The following is an 18,748-nucleotide window of genomic DNA, read 5'->3' as shown; positions in this document are numbered from 1 at the left end:
AAAATATAGTATTCGTAGGAGGGGATCATATGAGTAAACACAAAAAAATCATAGCGATTTCAGGCAGTATTAGGGAAAAATCATCCAACACAAACGTATTAAAAGCTTTAGCAGCATTTATTCCAGATGGAGTAGATTACACCATTTATAAAGGAATAGAGGAACTTCCTCATTTCAATCCGGATGTAGATCGAGTGGGAGCACCGGTTGTTGTTGAAGAGTTTCGAAAGACATTAAGTGAATCACATGCACTTATTATTTGTACACCAGAGTACGCAAAAGGCATACCAGGAGTTTTAAAAAATGCATTAGAATGGCTTGTTTCATCAGCGGAACTATATAAAAAACCAGTGGCTATCATAACAGCTTCACCGTCAATTACGGGAGGGGATAAAGCCCATGAATCTTTGTTACTTACACTGGGTATGATTGATACAGTTGTCGTTCAAAATGGTTCGGTATTAATCCCATCTGTGCGTACTAAATTTAGTGATGATGCAAAAGTTACAGATGAGGATACAAAGCAAGCTCTTATTTCTTTAATTCAAAGTATAGTAGACGAAATAAGGGAATAATGATTTGTTTTATATAAAGGCAATACTACCGTTAGTTTAAACGTAGTATTGCCTTTTCATTTTCTTTTGGCTGAAATTTTGTACTAATGATTAGGAAATCATGTCACCTATTTTAAGGTTTAGATAAAATATATTAATTTATGCTCGGGTTCACGTCTTTTTTCGTCTTGGTCAAATAAATAACTAAGCTCAAGATTGTTGCGAGGAAAATTACGCTTGTTCCCACGGTACCGAGACCAAGACCACCAGCATCGTGAGGCTGTGATAGATAGTCGCCAAAAGAGGCGCCGAAAGGACGAGTTAATATATAAGCGATCCAAAAGGCCAACACTGCATTTAATTTGAAGCGGTAGTAAGCGACGGTTACAGCCCCAATTAATGCGGCAAATATGAGCGCTGAAATCCAGTAACCTAAGTTGAGACTCTCTGCTACGAGATCACCAGCTGCAGTACCTAAGGCGAAGGTGAACAGGATAGCCAACCAGTAGAATGCTTCTCGCTTTGTTGTGTAAATAGAGTGAATGGACAGTGTCTTCTCACTCACATACCAAGCAGCAAAAGTTGCCAGTAAGACCATGGTGAAAACGATGGTGGTCGTCTCAAGAGCGACCCCGAAGTTGTCCGTAAGATTGTCGGTGACCAGCGTACCAACAACACTAATCAGCAAGACAGTGAGCCAGTAAATCCCTGGAACATACTTCTTCAATCTGAACTGGAATACTAGTGTGATGAACAAGAGAGCACTCATAACAAAGGTCGTTTTAGTCAAGCCAAAGTTCAAGTTTGTATTTAAGAAGTCTGCGCCTGTTTCGCCCACTGTAGTTGCCATGATTTTGATAATCCAGAAGAAAATCGTAACTTCTGGAACCTTGTTCAGCATCTGCCAGCCTCGTGATGCAACGGGAGCGACTTCATTAGAAATAGATGGATTTTCTCTATTCTTATCCTGATCCTTCTCATAATATTTCATGTTTGATTCCTCCTTACTAGTTATTTATGTATAAACAGAGTGTAACTAATAAGAATGAGATTCAGATGAAATTAGGATGAAAAAAACATTAAAAAAAGATGAAAAAAAGAAATTTCTAAAGTGTCTTTTTTATTTAACAAATACAGTTAAAAAACTATATCCTTTCTTTGATTGCGGAATAGAATAGAAAATACAGCAAAATTGACACTCTTCATTTGATATCCTAAGTTGGTCGTTTTCTGCAAAATAAAAGTGCCGAGCAATATTAGTTTGACATGGAGTCTCTACAAGCATGACTCACATGCCAAGAACGTCATAATAACAAGCATTTGGTGCTATTATACTTGTTTCTCCATGTTAAAGCATATGTGACTTGTTGTTTGTAATACTATGTGTTTTTGTTTTACAAACAACAAGTTGGTGACTAATCGTTTAAGTGTCTTTTGTATTTAGGGGGACATTAAGAATATCTTATGTATTTCTCATCATATTTTAATGTTTTTTTAGTAGAGTATACCTTGTATCCTACAAGGAAAGAGGAAGAAGACTATGCATGTACTACGTTTTTTAAGTGAATATATAAAACACCCAAGAACTGTAGGAGCAGTATTGTCAAGTTCTAAGCAACTTGCCAAACAAATGGTAGCCCCTATAAATTTTGAACAAGCAAAATGCATTATTGAGTATGGACCAGGAACTGGAGTGTTTACGGAACAGCTCATTCAACATAAACATAATGAAACAGTATTGTTAATCATTGAGAATAACGCACGGTTTTACCGTATACTTCATGAGCGATATTCACACATGGAAAATGTGTACATTATTCATGACTCTGCCGAATATACGGAAAAGTACGTTCAGAAATATAAAATTAACCAAGTGGATTATATTATTTCAGGATTGCCATTTACCAGTTTATCCCTTGATACTTCTACAAAGATATTACAGGTAACAAAAGAAGTATTAAGGGAAGAAGGAAAATTTATTACTTTCCAATATACACGCTTTAAACAACAATTTTTCCGTTCTTTTTTTGCAAATATTGAGGTGAAGAAAATAAACTGGAATATTCCACCGGCTTTCGTGTTCACTTGCTTTATGTAAGGTGATGGGAAGGTGCGAAACTAAATCACTATTACGCAAAAGAAATGAATTATTTCCAACATAAAAAATGAACGATTTTTCCTGTGAAAATTACAGAAAGAATCGTTCATTTTTTTGCCAGAAATATAAACTATAACTTTCATTTTGGACTATTAAAAGGGTGGAATACTTTGCGGCAGCACCTTCTTCTTGATCCTAAGTGGCGAATATTGATATGTTCGAATTTGCATTAGGGTGATTATTCCTAGAATGAGGTTTTCGGACCTATCAATGAATCGAAATAATAAATAAAAGTCAATACTACATGAATCTCAAATGCAGCATTGACTAAATAAAGTTAAATATATTTATTTAAAATCTCCCCAGGTAATCCATCAATCTCACAAACTATATCTGATGTAAAACCAACGTTTATTAATATTTTTCGAGAGGGGATATTGTTTGGATCGATAATTGCCTTTAGTACATTCACTTCTGTCTGCTTCGCTATTTCAATTAATTCTCTTGCAATACAACTACCATATCTTTTTCCCCAGTGTTCTGGCAATAACATATAACCAAGTTCAGCTTCTTTTAAATCATCCTCATTCACTGTTACATGTCCAAGGCCGATAAATTCATTTGTTGCACTGTCATAAACTTTATAAGACCCAAACAGTTTATGTTTTTGATTGCGCCTTAACAATTTTTCATAGTCGTTTTGCGCTTCTTCTAACGGAATAGCACGCTCTGTAATTTGTGCCATCACGCTTTCATTTGATACGAGCTGGAAGTATTGATTAAAATCTGTTGCTTCAAATTTTTTGAAATGTAGTTTATGCATATGATTCCTCCAAACGAATTTTTATTTGTTCTTCAGAAAAGATAAACGATAGTTAAATGGTGATCTCTATTTGATTGCCTTCCGGGTCGCTTATTACACTTTCGTAATAGCCATCTCCAGTGAAACGTGGTCCATTTAATAAAGGATAACCAGCTTCTTTTAATTTTTTTGTTAGTTCATTTACACGTTCTTCACTTCCAACAGAGAAAGCTATATGTGCATAGCCAGTTATATTAAGATTAGGCTCGTTTTCTATACCTTTCTTACGCATAATTTCAAGGCGCGCTCCGGATGCGAACGTAATAAAATATGATTCAAATTGTTTTGCTTCATTATGATATAAAGAGTTTGGTTTGCCGTTGAAATACTTCGTATAAAAATTACGCATCATTTCTAAATCATTTACCCAAATTGCAATATGTTCGATTTTCATTCGTTTCACCAATCCTTTCTTTATGTAAATTAAAAAATATGTACTCTGAAATAATTAGCGAAGGTGAACAACAATAATTAGATGTTCACTTTATTAAATTTGCAATCATATTGCAAGAAATAAGAATGGACGTTAGGAAAAATCAAATTGTAACGAAAAAGTTTTAATAATGGTATTAGATAATTTTTAGGCCATAACATGCATACAATGTCTAATTAAGTGAATTACGTACGTGAAAATTGCAAATAAGGAGGGACATTTGTGGGGCAAATTGAACAAATGATAATTGTCGGCATTTCTTTGTCTTTTATACTGTCTATTATGATATTAGGGTCTACATATTATAATCCTCGCCTTTGGTTAAATGATTATCCAAAAGATATTCAAAAAGTAGTTTTGCCAAAATCGATAAATGAAAAACAACAAACGTTTTATTTCGGAATTATTTACAATATTATTCTCTTCGGAACACCTGTAATTTCTACACATATACTACATCACCATGAAAAATTATTGTATATTGAGGCCTATTTACATACTTTTGGGATTGTAATGATTTTCAATTTAGTAGATTTATTAATAATCGATTGGCTTATATTTTGCTGGATTACTCCAAGGTTTGTTGTTATTCCTAGTACAGAAGGAATGAAAGGGTATAAAGACTATATGTTTCACTTAAGATGTGCAATAGCCGGAACGCCATTTTTAGCAATTGTAAGTTTATTTTTGGCAGGAATTGCGACAACTATTTAGTATAAGGAAGAGGGGGAGGAAACGTAAATACTATACTTAAAAGAGAAAATAATTAGCTTTTTGATTAGAGAATTAGAAATAGATGATAGTTTTACAGTAAATGCTCGGTTAGTTCTTTCTGTTTCAAAAATAAATAACAAAATGGAATATACAGTCGAAGAAGTGTCTAGCTATGAAAAAAGTTATTTAGAAGATCAATACGAAGAAGATGAAGAACTAGCGTAAAATGAATATATAAATAATCCTAATTAAATAATTTACATAGCGCTCTCACATAACTAGATCGTAGAAGTTATGATAGTGAAAAAGAATTGGGATCTCTTTTCACTATAAAACAGCCCCTTAGATAAACAAATCTAAAGGGCACAACATAGCGTCTTTTTTATAAACACCGTGACTTTATTTAAAAGTGACATCCACTCTTTTTATTTGAGGAGTGGATGTTTTTATATTCTGTGGTGTTCTCTCTTAGAAAACACATTCTGTTACATATAAAATTTATTTATTCTTTTCTTTCCAAAGAGCAAAAGGATTCTTTTCGTGATGATTTTTATCGAGTTTTAATAATTTTATGTCGCGTTGTTCCTTTGGAAGAGCTATTTGCTGATAAACGTATTTTGTTCCTAATCCAATTTCTTCTTCCTCTTGTGCAGTATAAGAATAATAAACATGTTGAAGATTCGCCCAGTAAATGGCACTTAAACACATCGGGCAGGGCTCTCCACTTGCATATAGTATGCAGTCGGAAAGATCAGCCGTACCAAGAATGCGACAAGCCTGACGGATAGCTAGAAGTTCAGCATGCGCAGTGGGATCATGTGTTTTAAGAACATCATTTACTCCCTTCGCAACAATCTCACCATCTTTAACAAGCACTGCACCAAATGGTTTTCCTTTTTTGTTTTTGGTATTTTCGTAAGCTAAATCAATTGCCAATTTCATGAATTTTTCGTGATTCATTAAAAAACACCCCTTTAAAAATTAAATTTTAAATATGATTTTTTTCACTCATGTTTTTTGTTTTCCATAGTTGTTCTAGCACAATTACGATGATTGTCCCAACAATGAGACCATTGCTTAAAATATATTGAAAAATAGTAGGCAGACCATTAAATATTGCTTTAGGAAGAAACATTAATCCAATACCGATTAGCAATGTGATTCCTAATATAGTTAGCCGGCGTTGATCTAATTCGTCTTTCAAAAGGGATTGAAACGAGATCCCAATCATTTGGACAAAGGATGCTAAACTTGCGGCACAAGCGACAGGGCCAGGAAGCGTAGCTAAGAAGTCGACGACTGACGGAACAACGGCTATACCTGCTAAGGCTAAACTTGCTACTAGGAAAGGCATTATTCGTTTTTGCTCGGTTAATCGGATAAAACCCGCCGATACTGGCAATGGTACAATTCCAATTGTCGAAAAAAGAGCTGATATAACATGTGTAATACCGCCTGCCCAACTGGCGCGGTTAATGATTTGTTTTTCGGATTCTCCTGATTCTGGAACCACTTGTTTAACAGCCGTAACGGCCGCTATCGTATTAGAGACTAAAATAAACGTAAATATAATTGAGGTTATAACCATTCCAGCATTTAACTGCGGAGTCCCCCAAGCAAAAATGTCTGGTAATTTAATAAAGGAATCTGGTGTGGAAATCATGTTGGAGCTTTTTCCTAATAAGAAATATAGTAACCAACCAAATAAAATCCCTAACAGTACGGAGTAACTTTTCATCCATCCTTTTCCTTTAATTGATAGCACTATTACTAGAACAAATACGCCAAATGAAATCGCTGCTGTTTGATAATCTAGGTTGGATTGTCCTTGTATACCGAGCATTCCCTCTAAAAAAACACCACTAAGTTGAAGACTCAGAATCAAAAGAAAAGAACCAGTAACTAAAGGAGTAAACAAAAACAACAGCCGATTAACCAGGCCGGTTATGCCAAGAATAACTAGTAAAAACCCTGTAACTAGCAAACCACCTTCTAAAAGTTGTAATGTTTCTTTCATGCTTTCTCCCTGCTGGGTCGCCATACCCGCTAAGATGACAAATACACTGACCCATGAACCTGCAGGTCCGTCAGCGATCGGATAGCGATGTCCGAAACATCCTTGTATAAAAGAGCTAATGCCCACCACAAAAAAAGTTCGTTGCATCAAATCGGATATTTCCTCGATTGATAAATGAAATACTCCCCCGATTACGATTGGCAATGCAACAGAAGTGGCCAGCAGGAAAAAGAACCACTGAAAGATGCTTAATGCGCTGTAAAAACGTTGTTTCTCCATATTGTTTCACCTTCATATAAAATATTTATTTTTTCCAAGTACCAATAGAAATTAGTTCTAATTGACTTGAAAATGAAGATTTCCCGCGAGAAAAGCTTTTATTAACCTATCTAGATGCTCTAACTAACCTCTGTAAATTTTTTTGCTTAAAAGTGCATCGTTTTTTAAGGCTACTACGGGAAATTTCTTTTCATCTAAAATTATGATATCTTAGAATTTGGTATATGAAAAATATAAAAAAAATTAATTTTACTAAAGGTTTTCATATAATAAGGGGGTTTTTTCCATTTATGGATATTAGACAAATGCGATATTTCATAGCAATTGTAGAAGAAAGAAAAATTTCTGCTGCTGCTGAAAGACTTCATATCTCCCAGCCGCCGCTAAGCCAGCATCTAAAAGCAATGGAAGAGGAATTAGGAACGAAATTAATAGAGAGAACTGGGAAATTTTTAGAAGTGACGGAAGCAGGAAAAGCCTTATATAAATATGCACTACAAATGACTCATTTAATGGAAGAAGCCAAAATGGAAGTAAAGGAGGTCGGAAACGGGGTAAGCGGAAGACTAACGATAGGTATCAATACTTTTTCAGTAGACGGATTACCTGAATTACTTAACCAATTTCACAAAAAATATCCTAAGGTTACATATAAAGTTCATCAAAATGAGTCATCTCATCTTTGTCAATTAGTGAGAGACAGGATTGTAGAGCTGGCGATTATACGATTACCGCTCGAGTTAGATGATTTTTCAACTATCCATCTTTATACAGAACCTTTTTACTTTATTACTTCAAATAAAAAGCACCCTTTTAATCATCAAGTTACGCTTGCTAAAATTCAAAACTGCCCTCTAATAATACCGAGTACAGAAGGATTGGGAGTTTATTATATGATTTTAGAGGCATTTTCAAAAGCGCAACTACATCCGAATATTATTGCCGAATGCTCTGACATCTCACTTTTATTAGAGTTAGTCGCAGGTAATTTTGGAGAAGCTATTGTACCAGAAACTGTAATTAAGCAATACAAAAACTACAATATCCAGGCTTTCAAAATTACAGATGCAGAGCTATCTGCATCCGCGAGCTTAATATGGCTGAAGAATCATTACCTATCAAAAAACGCTCAAAACTTTATAAAACTGTTAAGGATGAACATCTAGCAAAACACGGACCTACTGAGTTAATGTAAAGCTAACGAATATGAAAAATGAAGATATACCTACTGATGAAGACAGTTATTGGGAAGCCTTTGACTTATTCGGTTCGGAATATGTATGTAGATTGTTAGGAGTGCCTTTATACGATGATGTTCCAGAAGATTTAGGATGTCCCACTTGTTCTAAAGAGATGAAATATGTTGCTACAATTACACAAGATCTTGAAGAACGGGAACTTATTTCAGTAGTTGATTCTCGGTTTGGTGAAATGAAGATATATTTTTACTTATGTAAAGAGTGTTCAGTTATGAAAACTGAAATACAAGGAACATAATAAAGTAAGACTGACATGATGAGTCAGTCTTATTTTTGTTGCGTCACATCATTAACAATCGCATGAAATATGCCTTTTTGCGTAAAATCATCTGTAAAGACAGTTTCTCTATCAACTTCAATTGTATCGTGCGGGTTATACCATTTACTTAATAAATCTTCTCCAAATTCAAGTCGTTTTTCTCTCGTATTATGCCGTCTAATCGTTTCTTCAAGTGATAAGTCAAAATAATATGTATAAGCGTTTCCTTCAAAATAATGTATTAATTCTTTTAACATATCACCGTACCTACGACTGTTTAGTATACCTTCTAAAATAACAAATTCGCATTTTCCTTTTCCGTACTTCGTAATCTCAGAAATTAAATCATGAGATAGATTGCCCATAGTGTCATGGACTTTTAACATATCTCTACGCACAACATCTTGAGAGACTAATAGTGTACCTTGACCGAAATGTTCTTGCAGTTCTTTTGCGATTGTTGTCTTGCCACTTGCGGAGTTTCCTCGAAGAATGATTAATGTTGATTTCAAAGTCTCATCTCCAGATTGTTTTAGTTTTTGTAAAAATATCTTTATATGGAAAATTTCTTATTTGGTTAAGTAATAGTTTATGATATTAAATTTGAGTTGAACAGTATAAGCTCTTATTGTGATTTGATTTGGGGATTTTTAAGATAAAACGAATATGTAAAATCATCGTAAAAAACCTCCAGTGTATTTGTGGTTTGATTATATGAACTCTTTATTTTAAAGATGCAATAATTCCTTGATAAGTAAACAGAATTATTGTAAAGTAATGATAATTAAAATTTATATTGTTTGAAAACGATGAAAGGAAATAGTAACAGGTATCTTTTCTTTTAGAGAGTCGGTGGGTGGTGTGAACCGATAGAAAGAGCTTGTGAATCCGTCCTTGAGCGAAATGTGGAACACTTCAAAATATGAAGTTAGTAATCGTTTCCGGCTAAAAGCCGTTAATATTTTAAGTGGAAGGCGTATATTTTCTGCGCTTTTAACTAGGGTGGCAACGCGGGTTAACTCTCGTCCCTTTTATAGGGACGGGAGTTTTTTGTGTTTTTTTAGTAAAATTCCCTACCTTAAAAGTTTAACGTGAACGAAGAAGATGGCATTATTCATTTATTAAAGGAGAGATAAGACATGTTAGATGTAAAAGTATTACGTGCTAATTTTGAAGAAGTAAAGAAAAAATTGATTAATCGCGGCGTAGAGTTTCTTGAATTAGATAAATTTGAAGAATTGGATCAAAGGCGTCGTGAATTGTTAGTAGGAGTTGAAGAATTAAAAAGTAAACGTAACGAGGTATCTGAGCTAATTGCGAAGTTAAAGCGTGAAAAACAAGGTGCTAATGAACTTATTAGTGAAATGCGTGAAGTAGGCGACAAGATTAAAACGTTAGATGATGAGTTACGCAATGTAGAAGAGGGATTGAATTCTATATTATTGGCATTACCAAATATCCCTAATGAAGCAGTGCCTATTGGAGTATCAGAAGATGATAATGTTGAAATACGTAAGTGGGGAGAAATAAACGAATTTTCATTTGAAGCAAAACCACATTGGGAAGTTGCTGAGAAATTAGGATTACTAGATTTTGAACGGGCAGCAAAAGTAACAGGAAGTCGCTTCGTATATTACAATGGCTTGGGAGCACGTTTAGAGCGAGCAATAGCTAACTTTATGTTAGATTTACATGTTGAAGAACATGGGTATACGGAAGTGATTCCACCATTTATCGTAAATAGCGATAGTTTATTAGGAACAGGACAATTCCCGAAATTTAAGGAGGATGTATTTACATTAAAAGACACAGATTACTCTTTAATTCCAACGGCGGAAGTGCCATTAGCAAACTATTATCGTGATGAAATTTTAAATGGTGAAGATTTACCTATTAATTTTACCGCTCATACGCCATGTTTCCGTTCTGAAGCTGGTAGTGCAGGACGTGATACGAGAGGACTTATTCGTCAGCACCAATTTAGTAAAGTTGAAATGGTTAAATATACAAAGCCAGAAGAATCATACGACGAGTTAGAAAAATTAACAGCAAATGCTGAAAGAGTACTACAATTATTACAATTACCTTATCGAGTAATCGTATTATGCACAGCTGATATGGCATTTCCAGCTGCGAAAACATATGATATTGAAGTTTGGTTACCTAGCTATGGGATATATCGTGAAATTTCTTCTTGCTCAAACTGTGAAGATTTCCAAGCGCGTCGTGCAAGTATACGTTTCCGTCGTACACAAGGTGCTAAACCAGAATTTGTACATACATTAAATGGTTCTGGATTAGCTATAGGTCGTACAGTAGCAGCTATTTTAGAGAACTACCAACAAAAAGATGGCACAGTTATTATCCCAGAAGTATTACGTCCATACATGGGTGGATTAGAAGTTATTAAATAAGTAAGATGCTAATTTGAAGTGTAAATCTAATTATTTACAGAAGAGTCAAATCGTTGTGTATATAAAATAGTTATTAATTTTTATTAAATTAATAACAAATTATTCACTAACAATAAACAACCCAAACACTTTGAAAAATATTTTTTCGAAATGTTTGGGTTTCTTTGGCTGAAAAATCAATTTAGTAGCTGAATTTTGCTCAAACTTTATTTGAAAGTTACATAATTTAAGAGTTTATGGAAGGTAAATACAATTAATTGTATAATCAATATGATGAATAACAAAGGGGGATTATTTGAAAGAATTGCAAACTCAAAGTTCTTTACAGAAACATTTGCTCCGTATAAAACCTCACAATTCAACTTGTATACAGCATTTTTTACCATTACATTACTACCATACGCATTAATAGGTGCAATTAAAGATTTAACATCAAGAAAAAATATAAATGAACAATAGAGGTGTCACATGCTATTTCAAGAAGGAAATTTATTTGTTAGATATGTTAACGACAAAGATGCATCTATCATCTCTAAATGGTTAACAGATCCAGAAGTTTTACAGTATTACGAAGGAAGAGATAATCCGCAATCTGTAGAAAAGGTACTCGATCATTTTATACATAACCCAAACAGTAATGAAAAAAGATGTTTAGTAGAATTTGATGAAATGCCGATTGGTTACATACAAATGTACCCTGTTGATTCCGAATGGAAAGCTTTATATGGATATGAAGAATCACAAAATGTATGGGGCATGGACCAATTCATCGGTGAACCAGCGTATTGGGGAAAAGGAATTGGAACTGATCTCGTTCAAGCAGCAATTACATACATTATGGAGAAAATAGGTGTGGAAGCGATAGCGATGGACCCTAGAGTAAATAATGTACGTGCGATAAGCTGTTATGAAAAATGCGGGTTTAGAAAGGTGAAAGTACTAAAAGAACATGAATTACATGAGGGGAAATTAGAAGATTGTTGGATGGTGGAATATAATAAAAATAAAGGGAGCTGTGTGAAATGAAAAAAGCATTAATAGTTATTGATGTACAAGCGGGTATGTATACAGCGGGAATGCCAGTACATAATGGGGAAAAGTTATTAGAAACGTTGCAAGGACTTATTCAAGAATGTCGTTCGAATAGTATTCCGGTTATTTATGTGCAACATAACGGGCCAAAAGATCATCCGTTAGAAAAGGGGACAGATGGTTGGAAAGTACATGCGGCGATAGCTCCGCAAGAGGGTGATAGTATTGTTGAAAAGACAACACCCGATTCATTTAATAAGACGAACTTGAACGAAGTTTTACAAGAAAAAGGAATTGAACATGTTATTATTTCAGGAATGCAAACACAGTATTGTGTTGATACAACAACGCGTAGAGCGTTTAGTGAAGGATATAAAGTAACGTTAGTAAGTGATGCCCATAGCACGTTTGATACAGATGTATTACGTGCTGAAGATATTGTGAAACATCATAACGTAGTGCTTGGATCATTTGCGGATGTTATTACGTTAAAAGATTTAAAAGTAGAAGCGTAATTACAGAAGTTGCTGTCTCTGAATGGGAGGCAGCTTTTTTTATTGAAAGACAAGTTGTCGAATAATGTCGGAGAACCGATCTATCTAAAAAATCGCCGGTGTAATTTCATGTACCGAAATGATTGTACAAAAAAAAGGAGCACCACTTTATCAAAAAGGGAGCTCCTTCACCAAAATGTTATTTCTTCTTATCTTTATCTAATATATTTTGCTCTTCAGCGAACTCTGTACCATATGCAAATCTGCGATTAATACGAATATTATCGTTGTTATGACGCGTGCGTGAATGTGAAAAACGATGGACGATTACTTCTGATAATGTAAAGACGATAGCAGAAAGGATACTACCCCATGCAATTTGCATGTAGTTGTCTAATAATATATTACCGAAAATCCAAACGCTTAAATACGTTAGTAAAAAGTTTGTCATAATGGCAGCAGAATCGCCAATTCGATTTAAAATAATTTTATTAACAAACGTATAAGAAACGATTGTTACAAATAGACTAAAAGAAATAATTTGGACGAGCGTTGCTGGGAAAAATAAAGCTAATCCGATACTAAAAGCGATGATACACGATATAAATTTGATTACTATTACAGTAAAATCATTCAATATTTACACCTCCGATTTATACATAGTTTTACAATAAATTCAGGAGTTCATACATTGTAACGGTTTAATTTATATAAAACTTTTTCATGTTTGATTTTTGTCTAAATATTAAAAAAATAACGAAAAAATGTTATAGTAAAATGAGAGCGTATGACATTTTTAGGTAAGGGGGAATCCAAATGTGGATTACTTCAGAAGTAGAAATTCCAGATGAGTTAATCGATCACCTTGAACAAGGGAAGTTAGTATTATTCGTTGGAGCAGGAGTTTCTATGAAGGGGAAATCAAACTTACCGAATTTCGATGATTTAGTTGATGAAATTTCGAAAGCTTTATATGTCGAAAAGCGTGAGATGACAGAACCCCACGATTATTATCTTGGTAAAATTGCGAAAACGAAAGATGTGCATCAAGTTGCAAGAGATCTCGTTAATATAGAAAAATCAAAACCGAACCCATTACATTATGCCATTCCAAGGTTGTTTCCATTAGATACGGATGTTCGAATTGTAACGACAAACTTTGATCAACATTTTACGTCTGTAATTGCTGAAATGAATAGAGAGCTGAATATTTATTATGCACCTGCTTTACCGACAGGGAGAGCGTTTAAAGGATTGGCTTACATACATGGAAATATAGAACAGGAGAAAGAAGCTTTAATTTTAACAGATGGTGATTTTGGAAGGGCTTACTTAACGGAAGGTTGGGCGAGACGATTTTTAGTGGATCTATTCTCAAATTACACCGTTTTATTCGTTGGGTATAGTCATAATGACCCAGTAATGAAATATTTAGCAACAGGTTTACCACCGAGTACAAGGCGTTATGCTTTCGTCGCACAAGGTGATAATACATACCATTGGGAGCATTTAGGGATAAGACCAATTGTGTATCCAAATAAAGCAAATAATCACCAATCACTTGTGAAAGCGGTCAAGCGATGGGCGGAATTAATGGGTGATAATTATATTACAAAAAGAATGCGTATTCGTGATATTGTAACAGTTCCTCCATCAGTAGAGCAGGAGCAATTATCGTATGTAAAACAGTCAATAAAAAAAATAGAAACAGTTCGGTACTTTGTTGAATTTGCACGTGAGTATGAATGGGTGGAATGGCTTGAAGCAGAGGGGAAACTAAGAAATTTATTTTTGCTTACGCCAAATTATGATGAAGTAGATGAGTTACTTGCGGAATGGTTAGTGGAGCAATTTCTTTTTAGCCATCAAAAAGAACTATTTCAATTGATTTTTAAAAATCATTCTAAAATATCCCCGTTATTATGGCGAACAATTTGTACTTACTTGAACGAAACGAAAGAAACGATGGACCCTTTGTTGTTTGCAAAATGGACATTGCTTGTATTAGAAACGGCAGAAAAAGATAGTAGCTCTATTGAAATGATTTCATACTTATTGCAAAAATGTTCTTTCCCTGAACATAAAGAAATTGGCTTGTTGTTGTTAACGTTTATTTTGGACGGAAAACTGAAATTGAAGCGTGTAAGAAAATGGGGAAATGATACGCAAGAATCGATAGAACTTGAGGAATCGAGTCGTTTGTCGGTGCCTATTTTTTCTCATGTAGAGCGAATTTGGAAGGAGAAAATGAGACCACATATCTCTTACTATGCCGCTCCGATTATGGTTATGGGATTAGAAAAGATACAATTATTGTCATTAAGACAAAATGCACTGAAAAAAAGAGATAGAGAAATTTCAGAGCAAGAGTTACAGCAAAATGATTTTACATTTTTAATTCAAATTGTAAAAGAATGTCTTACATATTTATGTGAAAACAATGAGAAAAAAGCGAATTATTATATTACAGAAATGATAGAAACAGATAGTGTACTTCAAAAGCGAATTGCGATTGAAGCAATGAGTAAAAATGTATTCGTTACTGCGGATGTCAAATTAAAGTGGTTACTATATGAAGGCCTTCTTTTAGATTTCACATATAAACATGAAGTGTTTCAACTTTTAAAGATTTATTATGCTGACGCTTTAGAAGAAACAAAAGAAGAAATTATTCAAAATGTATTAGAACATCTTGCAGAAGAGAGGGCGTTTGATGCTTGTCTCGTTTTAGATTCATTATTTGCATGCGATTCGAATAGTCGATGCACGATAGAAGGATATGAATTAATGAAACAGAAGCACCCTCATTTTTCTTCTGATCGATACAGTGTTCCAAAGAAAGAGTCTATTGAACAAAGCATTACGTGTAATGTAACAGCAGACGGATTACTACAGCTGAAAGACGATGAAATAATGAAGCAAGTTCGGCAGTTTTCTCAAGATGGTGTTTTTGAGCAACGCCATTTTTTAGAGATGTTATCAAAAGCATGTAAATTAAATGTAGAGTGGAGTATTTCGTTTGCTTATCAACTAGTAGGCGTGCACGAAATTAGTAATGAAGTTTGGTTTGTTTGTATTAGAGAATGGCGAAATAATAGGAATTTGACGAATGAGCAAATTCAAAGGATCATTCCGTTATTACAGAAGTTTGTTAGAAATACTACTTATCATTGGTTAATTAGTAGTTTTTTATATGAAATTAGCAATCGATTAGAAGAGATAGAAGAGAATAGTATACGGGTTGTAAAGCGCTTTGCTTTTTCAGTATTTCCACAAGTTATGAGAGGGGAAACGGATTTTAAAATTGGAAAACAAGAGTTTTACAATGAGTCTATACAGCATCCGGTGGGGAAGATGACTGCTGTATTACTAAAACTGTTAGCATACGATCACTTATATGATCGCAATGTGTATGAATATTTATTTTTATTTGAGGAACAGGTAAGGGTTTCTTCGGAAAGAACGAACTTTATGTTAGCTCGTTTAACAGCAGATATTACGTTTTTATACCATATTGAGAAGCAATGGTGTCGAAAATATGTATTACCTTACTTAGATTTAAAGAAAGAAAATGAGCTGACCAAATATGCGTGGGCGGGATTATGTTATACGCAAATTAATTTACCTCTATTTACAGAAATGAAGAGATATATTAAATATGCAGTAGAGCATTTAGAGGCGCTACATCCGTATACGAGAGAAGCATTTTTAAAATGGCTTAGTTTTGTATTTATTAAATGTGTGCTGTATTGGGAGCAAAAAACAGATTGGTTGTATCCACTTTTAATGCAAGTAAACGAAAATAATAAAATTAAATTTATGCAGTATGTATGCTACTACGTAAAAACGTTAAGCGGAAAGGAACAACAAAAATTTTGGACAGCGTGGCTAAGTGTATTTTTAAGAGAACGTCCGAAAATGGGCGTAATAACAACGAGAGAGTATATGATGCTTTTACGTATTGTTTTATGCATGGATGAAATTTTAGAAAAAGGACTTTGTATTATTTCGAGTAAATTTCTAGGTGTAGAAGGGCAATGTAATCAAGAAGAAATGAAACAGTTATTTATTGAGATGCTTGAAAAGAAGGATAGTATGAAAGAATATAAAGAGCTGTTTGCAAATGTGTTTTTTATTTTACTTCAAACACGTCAAGAAGCTGATTTACTTGAAAATGAAATCATACAAATAAAAGAACTATTAATCCAGTATGAAGTAGAAAAACATGTATTAAATTTAATTGAAAATGAGATGATTCGTATCGGAATTGTAATGGGGAATTTACAAGAGGGACTATAGGGCGGTAGCGGAATTTTTAAAAAATAAATAAAAAGTTGTTGACAGTATTTTAAAAAGCGTTCTATAATACGAATCATACTTATTCAATTTCAAAAACATTTGAATAAACAAAGTGCAATGAAGAGATCACAGTAGTGGTTAGTCTTACTGTAACAGAGAGCTGGTGGTTGGTGTGAACCAGTACAGGGATAATCATGAATTACAGTCTTGGAGCATCTTTTTCGTAGTAAAGATACGATTGTCTTTATGAAGAAAGAGCGGTCAATTGATCGTTAACAGTGAAGAGAGGTAGACAGAAATATAGTCTACAACTAGGGTGGTACCGCGATAAATATCGTCCCTACTGATTTATTCAGTAGGGACTTTTTGTATTTTGGTGGCCCAACTTGAAAATAAAATAAACATGCGTTGAAAGGAAAAGGAGTAGTTGTTGTTTCCCTGTAACAGAGAGCTGGTGGTTGGTGCGAACCAGTACAAAAACAAGAGCGAATTACAGTCCTGGAGCATCTTTTTCAAAGTAAAGATACTTATTGTCTTTATGAAGGGGAAGACGGTCAAATGATCGTTAACAATGAAGAGAGGTAGACGAAATAAGTCTACAACTAGGGTGGTACCGCGATAAATATCGTCCCTACTGATTGGATCAGTAGGGATTTTTTGTACAAAAAAAGTGGGATTTTAACTAGTAGATAGTGTCTTTGTACTAATTATTAGTTTAAAATAAGAAGAGGTATCGATTCCACAATGAATTTGTATAATTTATCAGTTCAGAAAATAGAGAATTTTCCATTCTCTTACTATACTTTTAAAACATTAGAGGAGGATTTCCAAATGGCAAATCATGAATTAGATCAATTACGTAAACAGGTAGATGAAATCAATTTACAATTACTACACCTTTTAAACAAACGAGGTGAAATCGTTCAAAAAATTGGGGAGCAAAAACAAGTGCAAGGTACGAAACGCTTTGATCCAGTACGTGAGCGTGAAGTACTTGATATGATTGCAGAGCATAACGAAGGACCATTCGAAACGTCAACGGTTCAACATATTTTCAAAACGATTTTCAAAGCAAGCTTAGAACTACAAGAAGATGATAACCGTAAAGCATTACTAGTATCACGTAAAAAGAAAAAAGAAAATACAATTGTTAATGTTAAAGGTGAATTAATTGGAAACGGAACACAAACGTTCATTATGGGACCTTGTGCAGTAGAAAGCTTAGAGCAAGTTCGCCAAGTAGGGCAAGCGATGAAAGATCAAGGACTTAAATTAATGCGTGGTGGTGCTTTCAAACCGAGAACATCTCCATACGATTTCCAAGGTTTAGGAGTAGAAGGTTTACAAATTTTACGCCAAGTAGCAGATGAGTTCGACTTAGCGATTATTAGTGAAATTTTAAATCCGAATGATGTAGAAATGGCGCTAAAATACGTTGATGTAATTCAAGTTGGGGCACGTAACATGCAAAACTTTGATTTACTAAGAGCTGTAGGTAAAGTTAACAAGCCAGTATTATTAAAACGTGGTTTAGCAGCAACAATTGATGAGTTCATTAATGCAGCGGAATACATTATTGCGCAAGGTAACGACCAAATTATTCTTTGTGAGCGCGGTATTCGCACATACGAAAGAGCGACACGTAACACATTAGATATTTCAGCAGTACCGATTTTAAAGAAAGAAACACATTTACCAGTTATCGTTGACGTAACGCATTCAACTGGACGTAGAGATCTATTATTACCAACAGCGAAAGCGGCACTTGCAATTGGAGCAGATGCAGTAATGGCGGAAGTACATCCAGACCCAGCAGTTGCGTTATCAGATTCTGCACAGCAAATGGATATTCCAGAATTCCATAGATTCATGGATGAGTTAAAAGGTTTCAAAAATAAATTATCTTAATTCCATATCATATATGCGCTGAAGAGGAAACAGTAGTGCTTATCTCACTGTTAAAGAGAGCTGATGGTCGGTGTGAATCAGTACAAAGGTAAGCATGAATTACAGCCTTGGAGCATCTTTCCCGCC

At 34.3% G+C, this 18,748-nt stretch carries 16 protein-coding genes, 3 pseudogenes and 4 other annotated features (1 of these 23 cut by a window edge); of the genes and pseudogenes, 12 read left to right on the top strand and 7 right to left on the bottom strand.

Annotated features, from left to right (window positions below):
* The first annotated feature begins 29 nt into the window (after positions 1 to 29).
* Entirely contained in the window at positions 30 to 575 is a 546-nt protein-coding gene (locus tag MR109_RS22520) for an NADPH-dependent FMN reductase (protein WP_242273931.1), read from the top strand.
* A 133-nt stretch (positions 576 to 708) separates the two neighbouring features.
* Here the strand turns inward: MR109_RS22520 and MR109_RS22515 are convergent, their stop codons facing one another.
* Positions 709 to 1,545, bottom strand: coding sequence for a COG4705 family protein (locus tag MR109_RS22515; protein WP_242273930.1), 837 nt, complete (start codon positions 1,543 to 1,545; stop codon positions 709 to 711).
* A 549-nt stretch (positions 1,546 to 2,094) separates the two neighbouring features.
* Between MR109_RS22515 and MR109_RS22510 the strand changes: the two genes are divergently transcribed.
* Positions 2,095 to 2,652, top strand: coding sequence for a class I SAM-dependent methyltransferase (locus MR109_RS22510; protein ID WP_002172441.1), 558 nt, complete (start codon positions 2,095 to 2,097; stop codon positions 2,650 to 2,652).
* Positions 2,653 to 2,989: 337 nt separating this feature from the next.
* Here MR109_RS22510 and MR109_RS22505 read toward each other — a convergent pair whose 3' ends face one another.
* On the bottom strand, positions 2,990 to 3,475 hold the full coding sequence (locus tag MR109_RS22505; protein WP_098474508.1) for a GNAT family N-acetyltransferase: 486 nt from the start codon (positions 3,473 to 3,475) through the stop codon (positions 2,990 to 2,992).
* Between the two features lie 52 nt (positions 3,476 to 3,527).
* Complete coding sequence (locus MR109_RS22500; RefSeq protein ID WP_098474507.1) at positions 3,528 to 3,908, bottom strand: VOC family protein; 381 nt, start codon at positions 3,906 to 3,908, stop codon at positions 3,528 to 3,530.
* A 261-nt stretch (positions 3,909 to 4,169) separates the two neighbouring features.
* Here MR109_RS22500 and MR109_RS22495 point away from each other — a divergent pair, with 261 nt between their 5' ends.
* Both MR109_RS22495 and MR109_RS30260 read left to right on the top strand, forming a co-directional pair.
* A complete protein-coding gene (locus MR109_RS22495) occupies positions 4,170 to 4,661 on the top strand; it encodes a nitroreductase (protein WP_242273928.1) in 492 nt (163 codons plus the stop codon).
* A 51-nt stretch (positions 4,662 to 4,712) separates the two neighbouring features.
* Positions 4,713 to 4,940, top strand: a pseudogene (locus MR109_RS30260) (GNAT family N-acetyltransferase); the annotation flags it as partial.
* A gap of 219 nt (positions 4,941 to 5,159) precedes the next feature.
* On the opposite strand, the gene MR109_RS22485 reads toward MR109_RS30260, so the two are convergent.
* Together MR109_RS22485 and MR109_RS22480 are read right to left on the bottom strand one after the other, a co-directional pair.
* Positions 5,160 to 5,621: a nucleoside deaminase gene (locus MR109_RS22485; protein WP_242273925.1), complete on the bottom strand. Its 462-nt coding sequence runs from the start codon at positions 5,619 to 5,621 to the stop codon at positions 5,160 to 5,162.
* A gap of 28 nt (positions 5,622 to 5,649) precedes the next feature.
* Positions 5,650 to 6,957: a purine/pyrimidine permease gene (locus tag MR109_RS22480; RefSeq protein ID WP_242273924.1), complete on the bottom strand. Its 1,308-nt coding sequence runs from the start codon at positions 6,955 to 6,957 to the stop codon at positions 5,650 to 5,652.
* Between the two features lie 290 nt (positions 6,958 to 7,247).
* Here MR109_RS22480 and MR109_RS22475 point away from each other — a divergent pair, with 290 nt between their 5' ends.
* Together MR109_RS22475 and MR109_RS22470 are read left to right on the top strand one after the other, a co-directional pair.
* Positions 7,248 to 8,123 carry a LysR family transcriptional regulator gene (locus tag MR109_RS22475; protein WP_242273922.1) on the top strand — a complete coding sequence of 292 codons (876 nt, stop codon included), beginning with the start codon at positions 7,248 to 7,250 and terminating at the stop codon, positions 8,121 to 8,123.
* Between the two features lie 22 nt (positions 8,124 to 8,145).
* Positions 8,146 to 8,454, top strand: a pseudogene (locus MR109_RS22470) (hypothetical protein); the annotation flags it as partial.
* A gap of 29 nt (positions 8,455 to 8,483) precedes the next feature.
* On the opposite strand, the gene MR109_RS22465 reads toward MR109_RS22470, so the two are convergent.
* Positions 8,484 to 8,987, bottom strand: a complete 504-nt coding sequence (locus MR109_RS22465) for a kinase (RefSeq protein WP_242273921.1) — start codon at positions 8,985 to 8,987, stop codon at positions 8,484 to 8,486.
* A 288-nt stretch (positions 8,988 to 9,275) separates the two neighbouring features.
* Positions 9,276 to 9,508 (top strand) — a binding site (T-box leader).
* A gap of 106 nt (positions 9,509 to 9,614) precedes the next feature.
* On the opposite strand from MR109_RS22465, the gene serS reads away from it, so the two are divergent.
* The 4 genes and pseudogenes from serS to MR109_RS22445 all read left to right on the top strand — a co-directional run bounded on the left by serS (position 9,615) and on the right by MR109_RS22445 (position 12,436).
* The gene (serS, locus tag MR109_RS22460) at positions 9,615 to 10,889 is read left to right on the top strand and encodes a serine--tRNA ligase (RefSeq protein ID WP_242273920.1); all 1,275 of its coding nucleotides are present in this window, start codon (positions 9,615 to 9,617) and stop codon (positions 10,887 to 10,889) included.
* Positions 10,890 to 11,174: 285 nt separating this feature from the next.
* Positions 11,175 to 11,348 (top strand): annotated as a pseudogene (locus MR109_RS22455) (YfzA family protein); the annotation flags it as partial.
* Between the two features lie 9 nt (positions 11,349 to 11,357).
* Positions 11,358 to 11,915, top strand: a complete 558-nt coding sequence (locus MR109_RS22450; RefSeq protein WP_071719241.1) for a GNAT family N-acetyltransferase — start codon at positions 11,358 to 11,360, stop codon at positions 11,913 to 11,915.
* Complete coding sequence (locus MR109_RS22445; RefSeq protein WP_071719242.1) at positions 11,912 to 12,436, top strand: cysteine hydrolase family protein; 525 nt, start codon at positions 11,912 to 11,914, stop codon at positions 12,434 to 12,436. Before MR109_RS22450 ends, MR109_RS22445 begins: the two co-directional genes overlap by 4 nt.
* Before the next feature lie 178 nt (positions 12,437 to 12,614).
* Here MR109_RS22445 and MR109_RS22440 read toward each other — a convergent pair whose 3' ends face one another.
* Positions 12,615 to 13,052, bottom strand: coding sequence for a YndM family protein (locus MR109_RS22440; RefSeq protein WP_242273919.1), 438 nt, complete (start codon positions 13,050 to 13,052; stop codon positions 12,615 to 12,617).
* Between the two features lie 179 nt (positions 13,053 to 13,231).
* On the opposite strand from MR109_RS22440, the gene MR109_RS22435 reads away from it, so the two are divergent.
* Positions 13,232 to 16,714: a DUF4020 domain-containing protein gene (locus MR109_RS22435; RefSeq protein ID WP_308197289.1), complete on the top strand. Its 3,483-nt coding sequence runs from the start codon at positions 13,232 to 13,234 to the stop codon at positions 16,712 to 16,714.
* Positions 16,715 to 16,822: 108 nt separating this feature from the next.
* Positions 16,823 to 17,059 (top strand) — a binding site (T-box leader).
* Positions 17,060 to 17,113: 54 nt separating this feature from the next.
* Positions 17,114 to 17,350 (top strand) — a binding site (T-box leader).
* A gap of 195 nt (positions 17,351 to 17,545) precedes the next feature.
* Positions 17,546 to 18,622: a bifunctional 3-deoxy-7-phosphoheptulonate synthase/chorismate mutase gene (locus MR109_RS22430; protein ID WP_025150835.1), complete on the top strand. Its 1,077-nt coding sequence runs from the start codon at positions 17,546 to 17,548 to the stop codon at positions 18,620 to 18,622.
* Between the two features lie 9 nt (positions 18,623 to 18,631).
* Positions 18,632 to 18,748 (top strand) — a binding site (T-box leader); it runs 102 nt beyond the window's last position.

Source organism: Bacillus cereus group sp. BfR-BA-01310 (assembly GCF_022664325.1).
GTDB lineage: Bacteria > Bacillota > Bacilli > Bacillales > Bacillaceae_G > Bacillus_A > Bacillus_A paramycoides.
The sequence above is the reverse complement of the archived record's forward strand: the minus strand, read 5'-3'. Positions and strand labels throughout refer to the sequence as shown.